We start from the raw sequence: 16,982 nt of genomic DNA, 5'->3' as shown, positions 1-16,982 counted from the left end.
GTGGACAACTCACCTCGAAACGCCGCTGCCCAACGCCCAACGACCGCCCCTGACGCCAGTCCGTCGTCGCAGGACCGAGTACCTACCCGCAACCGCCCGGGACCACCACCACCCCGACAGCACCGGACCCGAGATGCACACCCAACGTCGGCCCGAATTCGGCGGTGACCAACTCCCGGATATCGGGAACCAGCTCGGTGAGTTGCCCGGTCAGAGTCGCCGCCGCATCCGCCGCGCCGAGGTGCTGCACGGCGATCGCCGCCCCATCCTCACCAGCCGCATCCACTACCGCGGCAACGAGTTTGGCATAGGCCTTGGATCGGGTGCGGGCCTTTTCCCGCAGTTCCAAACGACCGTCGACGATCTGCAGCAGCGGTTTGGTCACCAGTTCGGTGCCGAAGAACGCGGCCGCGGTGCTCAGACGGCCGCCCCGCCGCAACTGCTCGGTGCGGTTGACCATGATGAAGGCCCGGCCGCGGGCCGCGGCGGCCACGGCGGTGTCGTACACCATGTCCAGCGTCGCGCCGGAGCGGGCGCGGCGCGCGGCCGCCAGCGTGGGCAGGCCGGTGCCGAGTCCGGCGCTGAGCGAATCCACCAGCCGGACCCGATCGGCGGCGTCCATGTCCTGCACCGCCTGACGACCCGCCTCCCACGTCGAGGAGAGCTGGCGCGAAATATGCACGGCCACAACACCATCGCCCTCGGACAGCATCCATGCCCGCTCGTAGGCCTCGCGCAGCTCACCGGGCGAGGCGGCAGAGGTGGTGACCGTGGCGGAGCTGTAGTCGATGGCGCAGTCGTCCACACCCTCCCGCAGTTCGTGATCGTCCACGAGCACATGCAGCGGCACCGCGAGGATGCCCAGGTCCGCAATCAGATCCGCGGGCAGGCTCGCGGAAGAATCGGTGACCACCACGACGGGCATCGGTCAGGCACCTTCCTGGAGCGGCTTCAGGACCGCACCTCCGATATCGCCTTCACCATGGCCCGCGCGACGGCGGTGTGCCCCTCCCAACCCCAGTGGATCCCATCCGGATTCGACTCACCGGAGAAGATATTGTCGCGCACCGCATCGCCCAGATCCACCAGCGGCACAGCGGTTTTCGCGGACCACTCGCGCAGCGCCCGCACCGCGGGCTCGCGGCCCGTGTGCACGCGGCCGTACGCCTCGCAGTCGTGGACCGACGGCAGCACACCCACGATCGGCAGCTCCGGCCGCAGCTGCGCGAGCGAAGTGCGCGACTGCTCCAGATAGTCGACGCTCACCCTCGGCGGCAGCGCCACCGGACGACCGAGCCTGGACAACCGGGGCTGCAGCCAGTTGTACCCGTCCCGCACCACTCGCCGCAGCTCCGGCGGCCGCACGTAGCGGATCAGCTCCCGCAGCGCGGTGGGCAGGGGCGAGGGCAGCGAATCCATTCCGCCGGTTGCGAATACCACCGCGCCCGCACGCGGCACCGCCGCCCACACCCGCGGGTCGCCGATCAGCGCCCAGTACGCGTCCCGGCAGGTCCAGCCGATCCGGGCGACCAGCTCGACATCCCAATCCAACTCCGCCGCAACCAGATTCGGCCAGATGCGGGGATCGTCGGCGGGCAATCCGCCCTTGGGCCCGAAATACGCCAGCGAGTCGGCGAGCACCAACAGGACCGGCCGGGGCTCGGGATCATCGGCATCCCCGGTGTCCCGCGGACCCGATACGTCGGAGGCCACGAGGGGCGGCGTCACGTCCGAATCATTGTTCGCGACCGGCGACTCATCGCCGGAGGCAGTGTCGGACAGCACATCCGACGCAGCGACCCCACCGGAAGCGGCGGAGGATGTGGCAACCGATCCGGCGGTCGCGGGCTCGTCTGCGGACGTCCCCGGCGGACCGGTATCCCCCTCGGCCTCCTCCGGAGCCGCCGCCCCACCGGATCGGTCCGCGCTAGACACGACCGAATCCTGCTGCGATGCGGCCGGTTCCGGCACCGAGCCGCCGAAGAGCAGATCCGGCAGGTGCCGCACGGGACCCTCGGATGCCTTGCGCAGCAGTTCATCCGATACGGCTACACCGTGCTCGGCTCCCGCGGCAGCCGGTCCGTCGCCGCCGTCGGGCGCGGCGTCACCGCGCGACGCGGACGCCTCACCGCCGGACGCCGGCTCTTGCGCCGGGCCCGGGCCGCCGAACAGTGCGTCCGGTAGGTGCCGTACCGGTCCCTCGGACGCCTTGCGAAGCAATTCGTCCGACACCTGCCGGGCCGGCTCGTCCCGGTCGTTCGGGGAGGACTTTTCAGAGGACATCAGGTGCTACCTTTGCCGCCGCGTTCCAGACATCGAGCCGCCACCCGGGCTGCTCGATGCTCGGACCGTGGCTGCTCAGCTGCACCCAGCTGGTATTCGCCAGTCCACCCAGGACGGGCCAGTTCGCGGGGGGCAACTCGAGCAATGCGGCAGTCAGAGCGGCGATCAACCCGCCGTGCGCGACCAGGATGATGGTACGACCGGGCCAGTCCGCGCGCGCGGCGAACAGCTCCCGCACGACCGGCAGCGCCCGCGCGCCCACCTCGGCCTTGCTCTCGCCGCCGGGCGGGGTGAAATTCACATCCAGGCGCCAACGCTGGCGGGCCCCGGGCCACCGCGCGTCCACCTCGACATGCGTCAGGCCCTGCCACTCACCCAGCAGCGTCTCGCGCAGCCGCGGATCAGGCACGATGTCCAGGCCGCTGCACTCGGCCAGCGCAGCGGCGGTGTCATAGGCGCGCCGCAGGTCCGAGGAGAGCAGGGCGATCGCATCGCTCCCGCCCAGCTCGCGGGCCGCAACCTTGGCCTGGCGGCGGCCGAGTTCGCTCAGCTCGGTGTCGTACTGGCCCTGCATGCGGTCGGTGGCGTTCCATTCGGTCTGACCGTGCCGCAACAGGATCAACCGGCGCACGCCCGCGTGCTTACTCATAGGTTCCATATCTGTCCGAAAATTCTCCCGCGCGCGGACCGGCGGTCACTCGCCGGGAGTCCCGGATTCCCCTATCCCGTCGACCGGAATCGCCGGGCAATCCTTCCAGAGCCGTTCCAGCCCATAGAAATCGCGTTCGTCGCTGTGCTGGATGTGCACCACCACCTCGACGTAGTCGAGCAGCACCCAGCGACCCTCGCGGGTGCCCTCACGGCGCACGGGCTTGTGCCCGGCCAGCCGCAGCTTCTCCTCGACGTTGTCGACGATGGCGTTGACCTGACGCTCGTTGGGCGCGGACGCGATGACGAAGCAGTCGGTGATCACCAGCTGTTCGGACACGTCGAGCACGACCACGTCGGTGGCCAGCTTCTCGTCGGCCGCGAGCGCAGCCACCTGCGCCATCTGCGCTGCCTCGGCGGATGCTGTCATAGGCCTACCTTCCGTTCCTCCCCGGCACGTAGAGGTGCCGTTTCGATATGTACTGCACGACCCCGTCCGGAACGAGGTACCACACCGGCCGGCCTTGGGACGCGCGGCGGCGGCACTCGCTCGAGGAGATCGCCAGGGCCGGGATCTCGATCACGGTCACCGCATCGTCCGGACTGTCCTGAAGGTGTTTCTCGAGGTCCTCGATATTCAGGTCGTATCCCGGACGGCTCACCCCGACGAACTTCGCGAGTTCGAACAGTTCCGCCCAATCCTGCCATGTCAGGATGTTGGACAACGCGTCCGCACCGGTGATGAAGTACAGCTCCGCATCCGGATGCTGTGCCTGCAGGTCACGCAGCGTGTCGACGGTGTAGGTGGTCTTGCCGCGGTCGATGTCGACCCGGCTGACCGAGAACCGCGGATTGGAGGCGGTGGCGATCACCGTCATCAGATAGCGATCCTCGGCCGGACTGACCTGCTTTCCCGCCTTCTGCCAGGGTTCCCCGGTCGGCACGAAGATGACCTCGTCGAGATCGAAACGATGCGCGACCTCGCTGGCGGCGACCAGATGCCCATGGTGGACGGGGTCGAACGTTCCGCCCATCACGCCCAGTTTGCGCCGGCCTGTTTCTTGCACGGCTGTCGAGCTTACTGGGCGGTGTACGAACCCCCCGTTACCGCGCCCCCCGACGGCGGAGACGGGCTGTCAGCGATCCACCAGGGTCCGGAACCCGGCGGCGGCGCAGCGCTCCACGCGCACGACCGAGGTGCGATGGTGGTGCGGCGAGCCGGCGGCCGCACAGGTCGCCGAACCGGACCCGGTGCACAGGGCGATAGCCATCAGGGCGGCCACCGTCAGCACCACCGCGAGGCGGGTCACTCGGCACGCTCCTCGTCCAGCATGGCCTCGAGCTGGCGACGGGTCTGCACGAGTTCGGCATCGACCTCCGGAGCGGGCGCGGCCTCCGCACGCAGCACGAGATCCGAGAGCAGAGTCCGCATGGTTCCCAGCCCCTGCTCGCGGGATTCGCCCCAGAACTGCAGCCATGCCGCCGCGCGCAGGCACCGGGCGCGCGCGGCGAGCCGATCGAGGACATCGAACAGCTCGGCGGCGCGCAGGTAGGCGGCCAGAGCATCGGCGTCGCGGCCGCTCAGCGACAGCGCCGCCGCGGCGGCGTGCTCGAGCTCCGCATGCAACTCACGATGCGCGGGGGTGTCGAGGACCAGCCGGGCACCCTCGGTGAATTGCGCTGCAGCATCGGGATATCGGTTCAGACCGTTCAGCGATTCCCCGAATTGCCTTCGAATCAGCGCGATCTCGGACGGCGGATACGGAATGTCGGTGCCGGGCTCCGCCGGTGCGAGCGAGAGGGGCTGTTCGAACAGCGCGGCCGCCTCACCGTGGCGCCCGGCGCGATGGCAGGCGCGGGCGGCGACCAGGGCGTGATGCACCGCGTCGGCCTCGGACAGGGTCTCCCAGCGCCAGGCCGCGGTCACGGCCGCGTCGGCCAGCGCCGATTCCCGGCCCGGCTGCACCGAGATCGCCGTTACCAGTAGCGAACTCAGCCGAGCCAGCTGCTCGGGCGAGAGTACTCGCGCCCCGACGTTCAAGGCATGCCGCAGGCGCTGCTCGGCGCCGGCCGGGTCGGCCGCCAGCCGGGCCGCGGCGAGCTCGCCGAGCCGGCCGGCCCACCGCGCCGCCTCGGCGGACGGATCCGCGTGGTGCGTCGCGACCGGCCGCAGCGACGTGGAGCTCTTGATGCCGAGCGGCAGACGGTCCAGCAGCGGCGCCGCGACCAGGCGCGCCCGGATGGCGGTGCTGACCGCATCGGTGCCGTTGCGGGTGTCGTACCGGTTGCACAGGGTGTCGATCTCGAGGAGCAGCTCGGCCAGGACGGACCCCGCCGTCCGGCTGCCGACCAGCAGATCGCCGTGCCCCAGCTCGACCAGCCGGCGCAGCAGCACCCCTGCCCCGGTGGCGAATTCGAGACGCAGATCGGCATCGGCGCCCGCGTCGGTGAGCCAGCCCGCGTGTTCGGCCAGGATGTCCAGGCCGCGGGCCTCGTTGCCGGTCAGGGCGCAGAACTCGATGTGCTGCGCGACCGCGTACCGCAGCCCGGGCTTGTCACGGACCAGCGGATATCCGGTCAGATGCGCGCTGCGGGCCTCGCCGACCCTACCGGCACGGACCAGCGGCAGCAGGGCGTGCGCCCGGATGCGATGCGGCTCCTCGGCGCAGCGCCGCCTGCCGTTGAGCACCGGCGCCCAGCGCTCCAGCGCATCCCGATCCTCGCCCATTGCCACGGACAACGTTCCCGCCCAATGGCATTCGCAGGCCTCGCAATCGGTCATGGTGTCACGCGGGGCGGCCAGCGACTCCTCGCGCAGCCGTGCGGCGGTCTCGTAATCGCCCAGATTGCGGGCCAGCGCCGAGCGCAGCTTCAGCACGGGTCGCATACTGTATTCCGCTGCACGGTATCGCCTTTCGAGCTCATCGAGCCAGTGGTACACGGTGGTGAGCGACACCGCCGGATTGTCGATGAGGTTGTGCGTCATCCACTTCAGGTACCAGTGCACCGAATGCGACAGCGCGCCCACCGCGCCGGCATTGTCGTCGAAGACGCGCAGCAGCCGGTCGAAGGCCGACGGTGCCAGGTCCCGTTCCCCCGCATAGGTGTACGCCCGGACGAGGTCCAGCAGGACCTCCGCCTCGGCCAGCCGGTCGGCGCCGTCGCGCGCGGCGTCGGCGAGCGCCTCGAGGCGGCGGGTGCGGCCACTGCCGTCCGGTACGGTACGGGCACTGGTGAGCGCGTGCCGGATCTCCGCGGTATCCATGCGAGCATGGTCACCACGCTCCCCTGCCGTGCGCTTAAGAAAACCTAATACCCGCCGGCGCGCCGTGCGGCCGCCCTCACACCGGCAGCAGCTGCCCCACGACCGCGGTCAGCTGGCGCGCCGAACGACATTCGTACATCTCGATGATCTCCGCGTACCGACGTGCCGCGGAATCTCCTGTGCCCCACGCCTTCTCCGCCTCGGGATTGAGCCAGTAGGCGTGCTTGGCGGTCTCGGTCAGCCGGCGCAGCGTGTCCAGCGCGGGGTCGCGGTAGTTGGTCCGGGCATCGCCGAGGATCAGCAGCGAGGTGCGGCTGGTGACCGCGTCGGGCCAGCCTTCGGCAAATCCGTCCAGGGCCGCACCGTAATCGGAGTGCCCCTCGATGCCGACGACCTTCGTCTCGCTGAAGATGCGCCGGGTCACCTGATCCAGCGGGGTGACCTGGTCGAACAGGTGGGTGACCTCGTCGGCCCGGTCCACGAACGCGAAAATGCGTACCCGGGAGAACTGTTCGCGCAGCGCGTCCACCAGCAGCATGGTGAAGCTGGAGAATCCGGCCACCGATCCCGAAATATCGCACAGCAGCACCAGATCCGGGCGGCCGGGGCGCGGCTTGCGGGTGGCCAGATCGATCGGCACGCCGCCGGTGGACATCGATCGGCGCAGCGTTCGGCGCAGATCGATCTCGCCGCGGCGGGCGCGACGGCGGCGGGCGGCCAGACGCGAGGCCAGCACGCGGGCCAGCCGCTGGCTGCTGCGTCGCAGCTCGGCAAGCTCGTTCTCGGAGATGCGCAGGAAGTCCGCGTCCTCGGCCTGGCGCTGCACGCCGTAGGAGGCCACCCGCTCGCGCCCGATCCGCTCGGCGACGCGGCGCCTGGTCTCGGCCTCGACCGTGGCGCGGAACTCCTTGACCCGCGAACGCGCCGCGCGCCGCGCGATTTCGGAGCCGAAGTCCGAATCATCCACGCCCGCAGCCAATCCCGCGAGCAGCTTGCTGACCAGCAGTTCCGGCTGCACGTCCTTCAGGGTCTGGTACGCGGAGAACGAGGGGCCACCGGCCGACTGGTACTGCCCCATCTGTTCGACCATCTGCGCCGCGAGCTCCTGCAGGGCGCGGGTGCGTTCCCCCGACGGATCGGCAACGAGCAACTCCGCGAGCATCTTTCGCAGCTCGAGGATGTCGACCTCGCCGTCCGGCCGGCGCGGGATCTCGATCTCGTCCGCGCCGGTGCGCTCGCCGAGCGCGGCGGGAAACCACAGGTCGAACAGCCCGTCGAAGGTGGCGCGCTGGGAGGGGCGGCGCAGCAGCGCGCACGCCAGGCCCTCGCGCACCATCTCGCGATCCAGCAGATCCAGCACCGTCAGTACCTGACCGGCGTCCACGGTCTCCGAGGGGCCGACGGGGATTCCCTTGGCGCGCAACGCCTCCACGAATCCGACCAGATGTCCGGGCAGCCCGTGCGGGGCATTGTCCGGCAGGTCGGCCGGTGTGCGGACGGCCGGCGGACGGGATCTGCCGCCGAACATCAGGCCAGCTTCAGCTCGGCCAGCGCGCGCTGGTGGTCGCTGCGGTGTTTGAGCACCACGCCGAGGGTGGCGCGCACGGCGTTGTCGTCCAGATCCTTCAGGCCCAGGGCCAGCAGCGTGTGGCCCCAGTCGATGGATTCCGCCACCGAGGGCAGCTTCTTGAGCTGCATCCCGCGCAGCACGTGCACGATCCGCACCAGCTGCGCCGCCACCGAGGGCTGCAGCTCGGGTACCCGGCTGGCCAGGATCCGGCGCTCGAGCTCCTCGCCGGGGAAGTCGATGTGCAGGTAGAGGCAGCGCCGCTTGAGCGCCTCGGACAGTTCGCGGGTGGCGTTGGAGGTGAGCACCACGAACGGCATGCGGGTGGCGGTGATGGTGCCGAGCTCGGGCACGGTCACCGCGAAATCGCTGAGCACCTCCAGCATCAGGCCCTCGATCTCGACGTCGGCCTTGTCGGCCTCGTCGATCAGCAACACCGTCGGGTCACTGCGCCGGATCGCGGTCAGCAGCGGGCGCGAGAGCAGGAATTCCTCGCTGAACACGTCGGATTTCGTTTCCGCCCAGCCGTTCTCGCTGGAAGCCTGAATGCGCAGAATCTGCTTGGCGTGATTCCACTCGTACAGTGCTCGCGCCTCGTCGATGCCCTCGTAGCACTGCAGCCGGACCAGCTCCGCGCCGGCAACCTGCGCGACCGCCCGCGCCAGCTCGGTCTTTCCCACACCCGCGGGCCCCTCGATGAGCAGCGGCTTGCCGAGCCGGTCCGCGAGGAACACCGAGGTGGCCGTCGCCTTGTCGGCCAGATACCCGGTCGTGGCCAGCCGGTCGATCACCTCGTCGACCGAGGTGAAGATCGGTTCGTGCACGGTTTGCACAGGTCCTCCTCCGGAGTGGACCGCCGCCACTCACACTCAGCTCTACCGGGCACGGGGCGGTGGGCACAAGCGTTTATGCACCGTAAAGCCCACGATCAACGGTACACAACCCACCCGCCGGGCACCGACGGGCCCGGTCCCGGGTCGGCCGCAACGCGTGCAAACATCCGCTGGCAGGCGGATGTTCAAGAATCCGCTTACTGCTCTAAGGTGGAGTTGTCAACGATTTTCGGTGCTGGACAATGAATTCGAGCGATGCACCTGTGCAATGCGAGGGACAATCGGGGGGATCGTCGTGCAAGTCGATACAGCTGTTCTGGGGCCACTGGCCACAATGCTGAGCTTTCAGTCCAAATCCATCGCGGTGATCAATCCCCGCGAAGACGCCTCGGCGGCCGCATCAGCAATGAAGGACACGGCCACCGGTACGGCGGCCGGAAGCCTCGCCGATCCGATCCTGGCCGGATACGCGCAGATCTCCCGGGCGATCGAAGACATGTCCTCCGCGTGCATCGCCGGCATCAAGGACTACCACGCGATGGATACCGAGAACTCCACCGCACTCGCGAACTACGACCGGGGCGCGGCCTGATGGCGACCGTCGACCAGATTCGCGCCACGAATCCGGAGGCCCTGCTAACGACGTCGAAGACCCTCACCACGAAGAACCGCACGTTCAGTTCGATCCTGGACCAGATGCGCCGCGGTGTCGACGACACCATGAGCAGCTGGAAAGGCGACGGCGCGGCCGCGGCATCGGCGACGAGCCTGGCCAACCATCTCGCGGGCAGCGCCCTCGCCACCGCGGTCGATGCGCAGATCGAGGCGCTCGGCAATGCCGCGGCCGCCCTCGGCCCGGCCCGCCAGACCGTCGTGACCTACGACGACCAGGCCAAGGCAGCGGGATGCACGGTCGCGCCCGACGGCCACGTCACGCCGCCGACGATCTTCCGGCCCATCACCAGCCCGGCGAATCCGGATTTGACCACCATGGTGAAATTGATGGCGCAGGCCGCCGCCGACGAACAAGCCAGGGAAATCGAGTCCCATCTGGTTCCCGCGGTTGCCAGCTTCAACGAGCTCGACGCCGCTGCCGCCATCGCTATTTCCGATGCCAGCCAGGCGATCGCCGCACTGGCGAAGAACCCCAACGCAGAGCCACTACCGGCGAGCTTCCAGCCACTCCGCGCCGGGCTGACACTAATCTTCCACGCCGCCGATCCGAAACAGTTCCACGACTGGTGGGTCACGCTGACTCCCGCCGAGAAGGATGCGCTGGCCGCCGCCGATCCGGCCATCGGCAACATCGACGGCATGCCCAGCGTCGACCGCGACCACTACAACCGCCTGTATCTGACGCAATTGCAGGCCCAGGGCGGCGCAGGACAGGACGGATACCTGGCCGTCGCCGCCGCCCTGAACGACCCGCACAACCCGGACCCCTACCTGCTGCACATCGACGCGCAAGGTCACGGCGCGATCGCCCTCCAGAACCCCGACACCGCGCAGTACGTTGCCACCTACGTTCCCGGCACGGGGCAGGAGCTGTCGAAGATCCACAGCGGCATGGGAAACAGCCAGCATATGTTGATGGCCGCGAGTGGCGCTCCCGGCAGCACCTCGGTGGTCTGCTGGTACGGCTACAACGCGCCTCAGTCGAAATTGGACGCCACGCGCAGCTCCTACGCCGACGCCGGCGTGCCAGCACTGGACAGTTTCCAGAGCGGTCTGCGTGCCTCGCACGACGGAGCCCCCTCCTTCAACACTGTCGTCGGCCACAGCTACGGCACCACCCTCATCGGTGACGCCGCGAGCCATGGCCGCACTCTCGATGCGGACCAGGTGGTTCTGATCGCGAGCCCCGGCACCACGGTCGACCATGCAAGCGATCTGCACCTCACCGGCGTACCGCAAGACCAAGTGAGCCAACACGTCTGGGCGACGCGCGCGGCGAACGACATGGTTCCGGTGTTCTCGCACACCGACGGGATCCTCGGGGGCGGCGCGGCCGGAGGCGTGCTGGGTTGGGTGGTCGGCGGCCCCGTCGGCGCGAGCGTCCTCGGTTACGTGGGTGCCCACGTCGGCAGTCATGTCGATCCGGAGGGCCCGCTGGGAGTCGACCCGGCCGCAGGGGATTTCAGGGGCCGGAAGTTCGCGTCCGATCCCGGTCCTTCGGGGTCCTGGTACGAGGACGGATACAGCTCGGCGGCGCACAGTCATTACTTCGACATCAACGGCAACACACCCGTCCGATCACTACAGAACGTGGGCGCCCTGATCACCAACCAGCCGAACAAGGTCGACTGACCATGGGCCACATGGCACATACGGACACCGCGCTGGAGCAAATGATGGCGCGAGCCGCGGAGGTTCAGCGCGGCATCGCCGCTATCCGCTGCCGCGGAGAATCCCTGGACGGCGCGATAGCGGTCACCGTCGACGCCACGGGCCGCATACGCAATCTGACCCTCGCGGACGATCTCGCCGGTATCGGGTTGCCGGATCTGGCCACCGAGATCGTCCGCGCCCACACCGCGGCCTGCGATCTCGCCCGAGAAACCGCCACCGGCTTCGAACGCGCCCTGAGCGACGACCGGTACGCCGCCGCGCTCACCAACCAGCTCGCGGCCGCGGGACTGACCGTCGAGGACGAATTCGATTCCTCCGCAACCGAACAGGACGCCGACGCCACGGAAACCTCTACCGGCTGGGACAATCCGGCGGCGGTTGGCCCCCTCGTCGACGTCGTCGAACTCCCCTCTGGCAAGCAAACTCTCGAATCCAGCTGGTGAAAGCTGGTGAACGACACGGCCACGGCATATCGTGGCCGAGGGCGGCGACTCGCGCACCCCTGGCGATCAACGCATCGTCCTCACCCCGCGCTGAGCCGCCGCCCCCGAACTAATCCGACCGGGTCAGGGAAGAACCTGGGGGATCACATTGGGGTTGAGATCCCCGACCAGCGCGCCGATCAGACCGCCGAGGATGGGGCCGCCCGAACCGGTGGCCGAACCAACGGCCGAACCGATCGCCGCACCGGCCGCCGCACCGTTCAGCACCGGGCTGGGGTATTGAGCCTTGGGGTTCGTGGCAATATCGCCGGGCTGCAGCGGAATTCCGGCGGCGACGGGCGCGGCCACAGGAGCATGCGTACCGGTGTCGGCCGAGGCCGCACCCGCGAAGACCACCGCGGCAGCCAGCGGCAGGGCACTCAACGCCACCACTCGACCGGACTTGACCAGGGCATTTCGAATCATTCGTTTCCAACCTTTCCAACCCTCGGGTCACCGAGGGCGCAACACACTAACTGTCAGCACCGGCCCCCACAGAAGCACAAGTGCCCGGCCACTTTTCGAGCCGTAATCGACAGTAGTGCGGGACAGGATCTTTCGCCCTGTTTCGACAGCACCTAATCGATTTTCACGATCTGCCGCACCCACCTACACCGGACGAATCTGCCCGCCTCCCCAGACGATCCACTTGGTGGAGGTCAGTTCCGGTAGCGCCACCGCGGGCGGGCAGCTTCCGAGTCCAGGTGCCGAATTCCGTGCCGAAGCCGAATCCTTCCGGCATCCGAGCTGGACCGGGCGCTGGTCAGGCATGCCGCAAAGGCCCAGAAACGCATAGACGTCGGAGGCGGTGACTATTGTCGGCAATCGGGGAATGTTTTGATAGACGAGAGGATTCGGACTCGAATCGCGACCGAGCGGGTCCGGAGTGATGTATCGACCGGTCCCAGGATCGTAGTAACGCTGATCGTCGTAATGCAGGCCGGTCTCGGGATCGTGGAACCCGCCCGGGAATCGCAGCGGTGTGCTGTTACCAGCGTGCCAGACGATTTGCCCCCACAGGTCGCTTTCCGCAGAACCCGCGATCTGCCCGGTGTCGGCCTCGATGAGGTCTGTTCGTGAACCGGTGGGATCGGTGAGTACGGCGAGGAATTCGCGGTCGACGACACCCGCCCGGTCCGTAGTCTGCGTGACGGGCACGAAGGTGTGGGGTTCGTAGTTCCACCGGGTGATCGAGTGTTCTGTTTCCTGCTCGATCAGACGGATTCCATCCCAAGTGAAGTCGGCGCTTTCGACGACGGTTCCATCGGTTCGGAGGAGAAGTTTGGTGACGCGACGCCCCAGGCCGTCGTAGGTGTAGTGCCACCATTGCCGGGTGGGAGTCCACACATCGGTGAGCTGGCCGAATGCGTTGTAGCGGTGGTGCCAGGCTTCGGTTTCCCGCGACCGGTGGGTTCTTTCCTTCCGAATGAGCCGCGCGGACCGGTCGTAGTGGTAGCGGGTGTGACCGGCACGAATGAGCAGGTTGCCGCGGTACTCTCGGCTGCCGTGCTCGTCGAACACCAGCCCTGTGTCACCGGCGGTGGCGTGTGGAACAGTCGCGGCGACGATGTTGCTCAGTGGATCGTATTGGTATGCCGTGGAGGGGATTCCGTTCCGTGAGACAGCGGTCACCCGGCCGACGGGGTCCAGGGTGTATTGCCGTTCGACCGGTTCGGCCCCGGTGCCATCGCTCCTGTGGGCGGTGACGTATCCGTCCGGGCGGTAGGAGTATTCGTCGCGGCGTATCGACATCGGGTCGGGACGGTCGCCCGACCCCAGGTCTAGACTCAGCGACACCGCGGGGAATGCGATGACCTGTTGTTCGGAAACACATCCGTATTCGGTGTGAGCTCTGCTGCAATCGATTTCACCGACGCGCCATCCGGTAAGACGGCCGAGCGGATCATACGAGAAGTCCACACAATGATCGTCGGTATCCATGCTTCGGATGTGGCCGGCGGAGTTGTACTTCCACGATGTGACAGCACCGCTGGGACTCGTTCGTCGGGTCGGCCGTCCCTGCGAGTCGTATTCGTACCGCATGGCAGGCTCGTCGTCGAGCTGCTGGGCCGCACACTCGCCGGTCACGGTGTAGCCGAAGGCCAACGTGTGCCCGATCTCGTCGCCGGTCCCGGAGGTGGCGGTGCGGACGCGCCCAGCCGGGTCGTAGGTGTACCTGACGAATTCTCCTGTGTCGGCGATGGTTTCGATCGGGCGGCCGAGGAGGTCGTAGCTGTGATGAACGGTGACGCCGGTGTCGGCGATAGTCGTCGCGACGCGCCCATTCCGGTCGTAAGTGAAGCGCGTGACCACGCCACTGTAGTCGGTTTCGGCGATGAGTCGCCCGGCGAGGTCGTATTCGTAGCTCCAGCGCTGGCCCAGTGGGTTGATCACACCGACGAGACGGCGCTGCGAGTCGTAGCGGAAGTCGGTGGTGGAGCCGTCGGGGTCGGTTCGGGAGGCGAGAAGGGCGAACGGTCCGTAGGTGAACGAAGTCAGTCCCCCGGCGCGGTCGGTGTGGGTGAGCAGACTGCCTTCCCCGTCGTAAGACCACGACTCCGTGTGCCCGTCAGAATCTGTGCGGCTCAGCAGCTTTCCTGCAACCGACCACTCGTAGTGGATCTGCGCGCCGAGGGGATCGATGCTCAGGACCGGGCGACCGAACCCATCACGATCGACGCTGGTGACCGCGCCCGCGGGATGGGTGATCCGCGTCGACAGCCCGGCCCCGTCGACTTCAATCATGGTTCGAACACCACCCTCGCCGATCACCTCGGCGACAGCGCCATTGGGATGGTACCGGTATTCGGTGCGGGCTCCGGCGGGATCGGTCACCGCAATGAGGTTGCCCGAGCCATCCCATTCCTGATGGCGCACACTGCCGTCGACATCGGTGCACACTGTCGGCCGCCCGCGGAATGCGTACTCGAACGACAGGGCATGCTCGTCGGGCCGCCTGATCTGCGCGATGTCACCGTCGGCGGTGTAGCGATAGTGGGTAAGCGCGCCATCGGGGCCGATGACCTTCAACGGGCGGCGGTCGACGTTGTAGTCACGGTGCGTGTGCCCGCCGCCAGGGTCGACCAGATCCCGCAACTGTAGATCGTGGTCGAAGCCGTAACGGGTGACCGCCTCGAGAGAATCAATCACAGTGGTGAGAGAACCAGTGTTGTCGGGGAATTCGGCGTATATGAAGTCGCAGTCGAGGACGCCGAAGATGCCGCGCTGGAACACCACACGCCCGGAATCGTCGTAGGTGTTCACCATCTGGTTGCTGTTGGAGTCCGTCCACGCAGTCATCCGATGCTCGTCGTAGGTGTACTGTGTGCTCGCACCAACGGCGTTGGTTTCAGTAACCAATTCACCTGCCTCATAGGCGAATTCGCGCATCGGAACGACCGAACCGCGGTCGTGTACCGACAGCCGCGTAACCCGTCCGGACTCGGTATCGATCAACACCCGGTATCCACCGGAATGTGAAACCTCCACCGGCACACCGCGTCTGTCGTAATGGAACCGGACGCGGTTGCGGAACCGGTCGGTGATCGCCGACACCGCATAGTTCCCGAGCTGAGACTCCTCACCGCCCAGTCCCGGCTCGGGCGCGAAATGCCAAATCAGTTCCCGGCGTTGATCCCACAACTGATAGGCGCCGACCTCGGTGTGCGTCAGCGTCCACCGCTGCACGCCGGTAATCGGTTGCACCGCGACGCCGTCTCCAGGGTGCGGAAACGCGAGCATGACACCGTCCTCGCTGAGGAAGGTCACCCCCTCGCGCTCGACCACCAGTCGCACATCCAGCGTCGCCGACCACGACGGACCAAACCACCGCCCGAACCGGTAATTCGAGCAGTGCGTGCGCCGCAATACCAGTGACAGCACACCGGGTAGCTCGACATCGGTCTGCGCCAGAAAGAGCTCACCCGTAGCGAGGTCGACATGGTTGTCGGAGACAGTTTTCTCGTGCTCGGTACGGTTGCGGGCGGCGCCGGAGGTCAAGGCTTCTTCGTGAGCGCCCTGGTCGGCGGCGGCTCGGCTGTGCGGTGAATGATCAGCGTTGCCATGTGGAAGTGATTGTGGTGCAGCGGTATCGGGCATTTGAACCACCCGCTCGACATCTGGCTGAACACCGCGCCCGGCTTCCTCGAATCCCGCCATCAGGTCGGCGGATAGCGCCGGCGCCATTCGTCGTCGGTGAGGACGTCGCGGAGTTCGGTGGCGATATCGGTGGCGAGCATGTCGATGATTTCGGTCGACTCGACCGGGTCACGAAAGACCTTGGGAACCGCACGAATCCCATACTCGGCGCCGATGAGCATCCCCGCCGTCGCGGCGACCGGGCGGGCATGGGCGTCGGCATAATTCAATGCCAACAGCAGCGCCTCGCGCACGTAATCACCGAGCATTGCGCTGTAGAGCGCGATGCCGAGTACCTCGGTGGCGTCCGCGCCACCGCCGGGGAAATGTCGGCGCAGATTCTCCGGCTGCATGGGTGCACGCTCATTACGCACCAGACCGACTACATTGTCGATCATCGCAGAGGTTCGCTCATGACCGGGCCTGGCCATCAACTGGCGATAACCATCGGCCAGGCAATCCATGAAGGGGCGGGCCCGGATCTGCTGGTGCAGAACCACGGCCAGCGTGCCCGCGGCCAGATAGTCATCGGGATGAGGGTGGGTCAGTGCGGCAATGGCGACGGCGAGATCGAAAGTCTCCGACAGATCTTCCGACCAGACTGCGGCAAGAGCGGCCCGCGCCAGGACATCGCCGCCGCGCGCCGCGCTGCGCGGATCCGCGGGGGTCGAGCGAATGCCGGTGGCGGCGAATGCTTTCAGGGCATCGATGACCGCTGCATCAGGCTCCTGCTGCACCCTGAACTCGGTTTCTTCCGACAGTGGGCCGTCCGGGGCGTCGTCGTCACCTGATTCGCGCGCATAAGGCCCCCCGTAGGTGCGCCACTCGCCCGGCACTCTTACATCCCGCAGCATACGGTAGAGCCACCGCTGATAACCGTGCTGCACGGTCGATACCGGATCGACCGAATGCCCGGCACGTCGCCCCGTCAGCGCCCGGATCAGCCCTTCGCCGGTGTACCCCATCAGTTGAGTGATCCAACACGACAGCATTCGGTCGATCGGCAAGTAGTCGACCAGCGCCTTGCCCGGCACGCCGCAATACCAGGAATACTCCTTCAAGGCACCGCGAGAACCTGCGAAGGCATCACCAATTGCCGCTGATACCATTGCCCCCCGCAACCGCTCGGCCCCGGTCGGCAACGGCAACCGCACCACGCGTCTCGGGCGCTCACCGCTGATTTCGTTATCCCGCTCGCCGTATTCCACCTCGGCTTCCAGCGGTGCCTCGACATCCACGTAGTGCAGGTTGTAATCACTGTTATCAACTACTCGACTGTCCGGCCGGAACGGCACCCGCTCGCTCCATCGATCCGACCAGTCGAAATGCCAGTTCTGCCCTTTATCGCGAAGTCGCTTCTTCTCGTCGGTCGGCCAGCCCTTCGGGGCGATCCGGGGATCTCTCACGATCCAATCCTA

The 16,982-nt window shown here is 67.4% G+C and carries 14 protein-coding genes and 2 pseudogenes; 3 read left to right on the top strand and 13 right to left on the bottom strand.

The annotated features are described in order from the left end of the window. Window positions 1-82: 82 nt before the first annotated feature. The 9 genes from KO481_RS15265 to KO481_RS15225 all read right to left on the bottom strand — a co-directional run bounded on the left by KO481_RS15265 (window position 83) and on the right by KO481_RS15225 (window position 8,596). Window positions 83-925: a DegV family protein gene (locus KO481_RS15265; protein ID WP_215917755.1), complete on the bottom strand. Its 843-nt coding sequence runs from the start codon at window positions 923-925 to the stop codon at window positions 83-85. A 26-nt stretch (window positions 926-951) separates the two neighbouring features. Next, window positions 952-1,713 (bottom strand): diglucosylglycerate octanoyltransferase, encoded by a 762-nt coding sequence (octT, locus tag KO481_RS15260; protein WP_215917922.1) that lies wholly within the window; start codon window positions 1,711-1,713, stop codon window positions 952-954. A gap of 559 nt (window positions 1,714-2,272) precedes the next feature. Then, a complete protein-coding gene (locus tag KO481_RS15255; RefSeq protein ID WP_215917754.1) occupies window positions 2,273-2,932 on the bottom strand; it encodes a histidine phosphatase family protein in 660 nt (219 codons plus the stop codon). 45 nt (window positions 2,933-2,977) lie between these two features. Then, a complete protein-coding gene (gene rsfS, locus KO481_RS15250; RefSeq protein WP_215917753.1) occupies window positions 2,978-3,361 on the bottom strand; it encodes a ribosome silencing factor in 384 nt (127 codons plus the stop codon). Between the two features lie 4 nt (window positions 3,362-3,365). Further along, on the bottom strand, window positions 3,366-3,998 hold the full coding sequence (gene nadD / locus KO481_RS15245) for a nicotinate-nucleotide adenylyltransferase (protein ID WP_215917752.1): 633 nt from the start codon (window positions 3,996-3,998) through the stop codon (window positions 3,366-3,368). Between the two features lie 69 nt (window positions 3,999-4,067). Next, window positions 4,068-4,241, bottom strand: coding sequence for a hypothetical protein (locus KO481_RS15240; RefSeq protein ID WP_215917751.1), 174 nt, complete (start codon window positions 4,239-4,241; stop codon window positions 4,068-4,070). Then, window positions 4,238-6,196 carry a tetratricopeptide repeat protein gene (locus KO481_RS15235; RefSeq protein WP_215917750.1) on the bottom strand — a complete coding sequence of 653 codons (1,959 nt, stop codon included), beginning with the start codon at window positions 6,194-6,196 and terminating at the stop codon, window positions 4,238-4,240. Before KO481_RS15235 ends, KO481_RS15240 begins: the two co-directional genes overlap by 4 nt. Window positions 6,197-6,272: 76 nt before the next feature. Continuing rightward, window positions 6,273-7,724, bottom strand: coding sequence for a vWA domain-containing protein (locus KO481_RS15230; protein WP_215917749.1), 1,452 nt, complete (start codon window positions 7,722-7,724; stop codon window positions 6,273-6,275). After that, on the bottom strand, window positions 7,724-8,596 hold the full coding sequence (locus KO481_RS15225; RefSeq protein ID WP_215917748.1) for an AAA family ATPase: 873 nt from the start codon (window positions 8,594-8,596) through the stop codon (window positions 7,724-7,726). The genes KO481_RS15230 and KO481_RS15225 overlap by 1 nt, the downstream gene beginning before the upstream one ends. Window positions 8,597-8,930: 334 nt before the next feature. Here KO481_RS15225 and KO481_RS15220 point away from each other — a divergent pair, with 334 nt between their 5' ends. Genes KO481_RS15220 through KO481_RS15210 form a run of 3 tightly spaced genes read left to right on the top strand, consistent with a single transcriptional unit; the run spans window position 8,931 to window position 11,388 of the window. Continuing rightward, window positions 8,931-9,188 (top strand): hypothetical protein, encoded by a 258-nt coding sequence (locus KO481_RS15220; RefSeq protein ID WP_215917747.1) that lies wholly within the window; start codon window positions 8,931-8,933, stop codon window positions 9,186-9,188. Then, window positions 9,188-10,903, top strand: coding sequence for an alpha/beta hydrolase (locus KO481_RS15215; RefSeq protein ID WP_215917746.1), 1,716 nt, complete (start codon window positions 9,188-9,190; stop codon window positions 10,901-10,903). Before KO481_RS15220 ends, KO481_RS15215 begins: the two co-directional genes overlap by 1 nt. An 11-nt stretch (window positions 10,904-10,914) precedes the next feature. Then, window positions 10,915-11,388, top strand: a complete 474-nt coding sequence (locus KO481_RS15210) for a YbaB/EbfC family nucleoid-associated protein (protein WP_215917745.1) — start codon at window positions 10,915-10,917, stop codon at window positions 11,386-11,388. Window positions 11,389-11,511: 123 nt separating this feature from the next. Here the strand turns inward: KO481_RS15210 and KO481_RS15205 are convergent, their stop codons facing one another. The 4 genes and pseudogenes from KO481_RS15205 to KO481_RS15195 form a co-directional block, all read right to left on the bottom strand. Further along, window positions 11,512-11,853 (bottom strand): glycine zipper domain-containing protein, encoded by a 342-nt coding sequence (locus tag KO481_RS15205; protein WP_215917744.1) that lies wholly within the window; start codon window positions 11,851-11,853, stop codon window positions 11,512-11,514. A 183-nt stretch (window positions 11,854-12,036) separates the two neighbouring features. Further along, a pseudogene (gene proA / locus KO481_RS44750) lies at window positions 12,037-12,163 on the bottom strand (glutamate-5-semialdehyde dehydrogenase); the annotation flags it as partial. Between the two features lie 113 nt (window positions 12,164-12,276). Beyond that, window positions 12,277-15,525, bottom strand: a pseudogene (locus tag KO481_RS15200) (DUF6531 domain-containing protein); the annotation flags it as partial. A 59-nt stretch (window positions 15,526-15,584) separates the two neighbouring features. Next, complete coding sequence (locus tag KO481_RS15195) at window positions 15,585-16,970, bottom strand: ADP-ribosylglycohydrolase family protein (RefSeq protein ID WP_215917742.1); 1,386 nt, start codon at window positions 16,968-16,970, stop codon at window positions 15,585-15,587. Window positions 16,971-16,982 lie beyond the last annotated feature (12 nt).

Source organism: Nocardia albiluteola (genome assembly GCF_018860155.1).
Lineage (GTDB): Bacteria > Actinomycetota > Actinomycetes > Mycobacteriales > Mycobacteriaceae > Nocardia > Nocardia albiluteola.
This window is presented reverse-complemented; position numbering and strand designations above follow the sequence as displayed.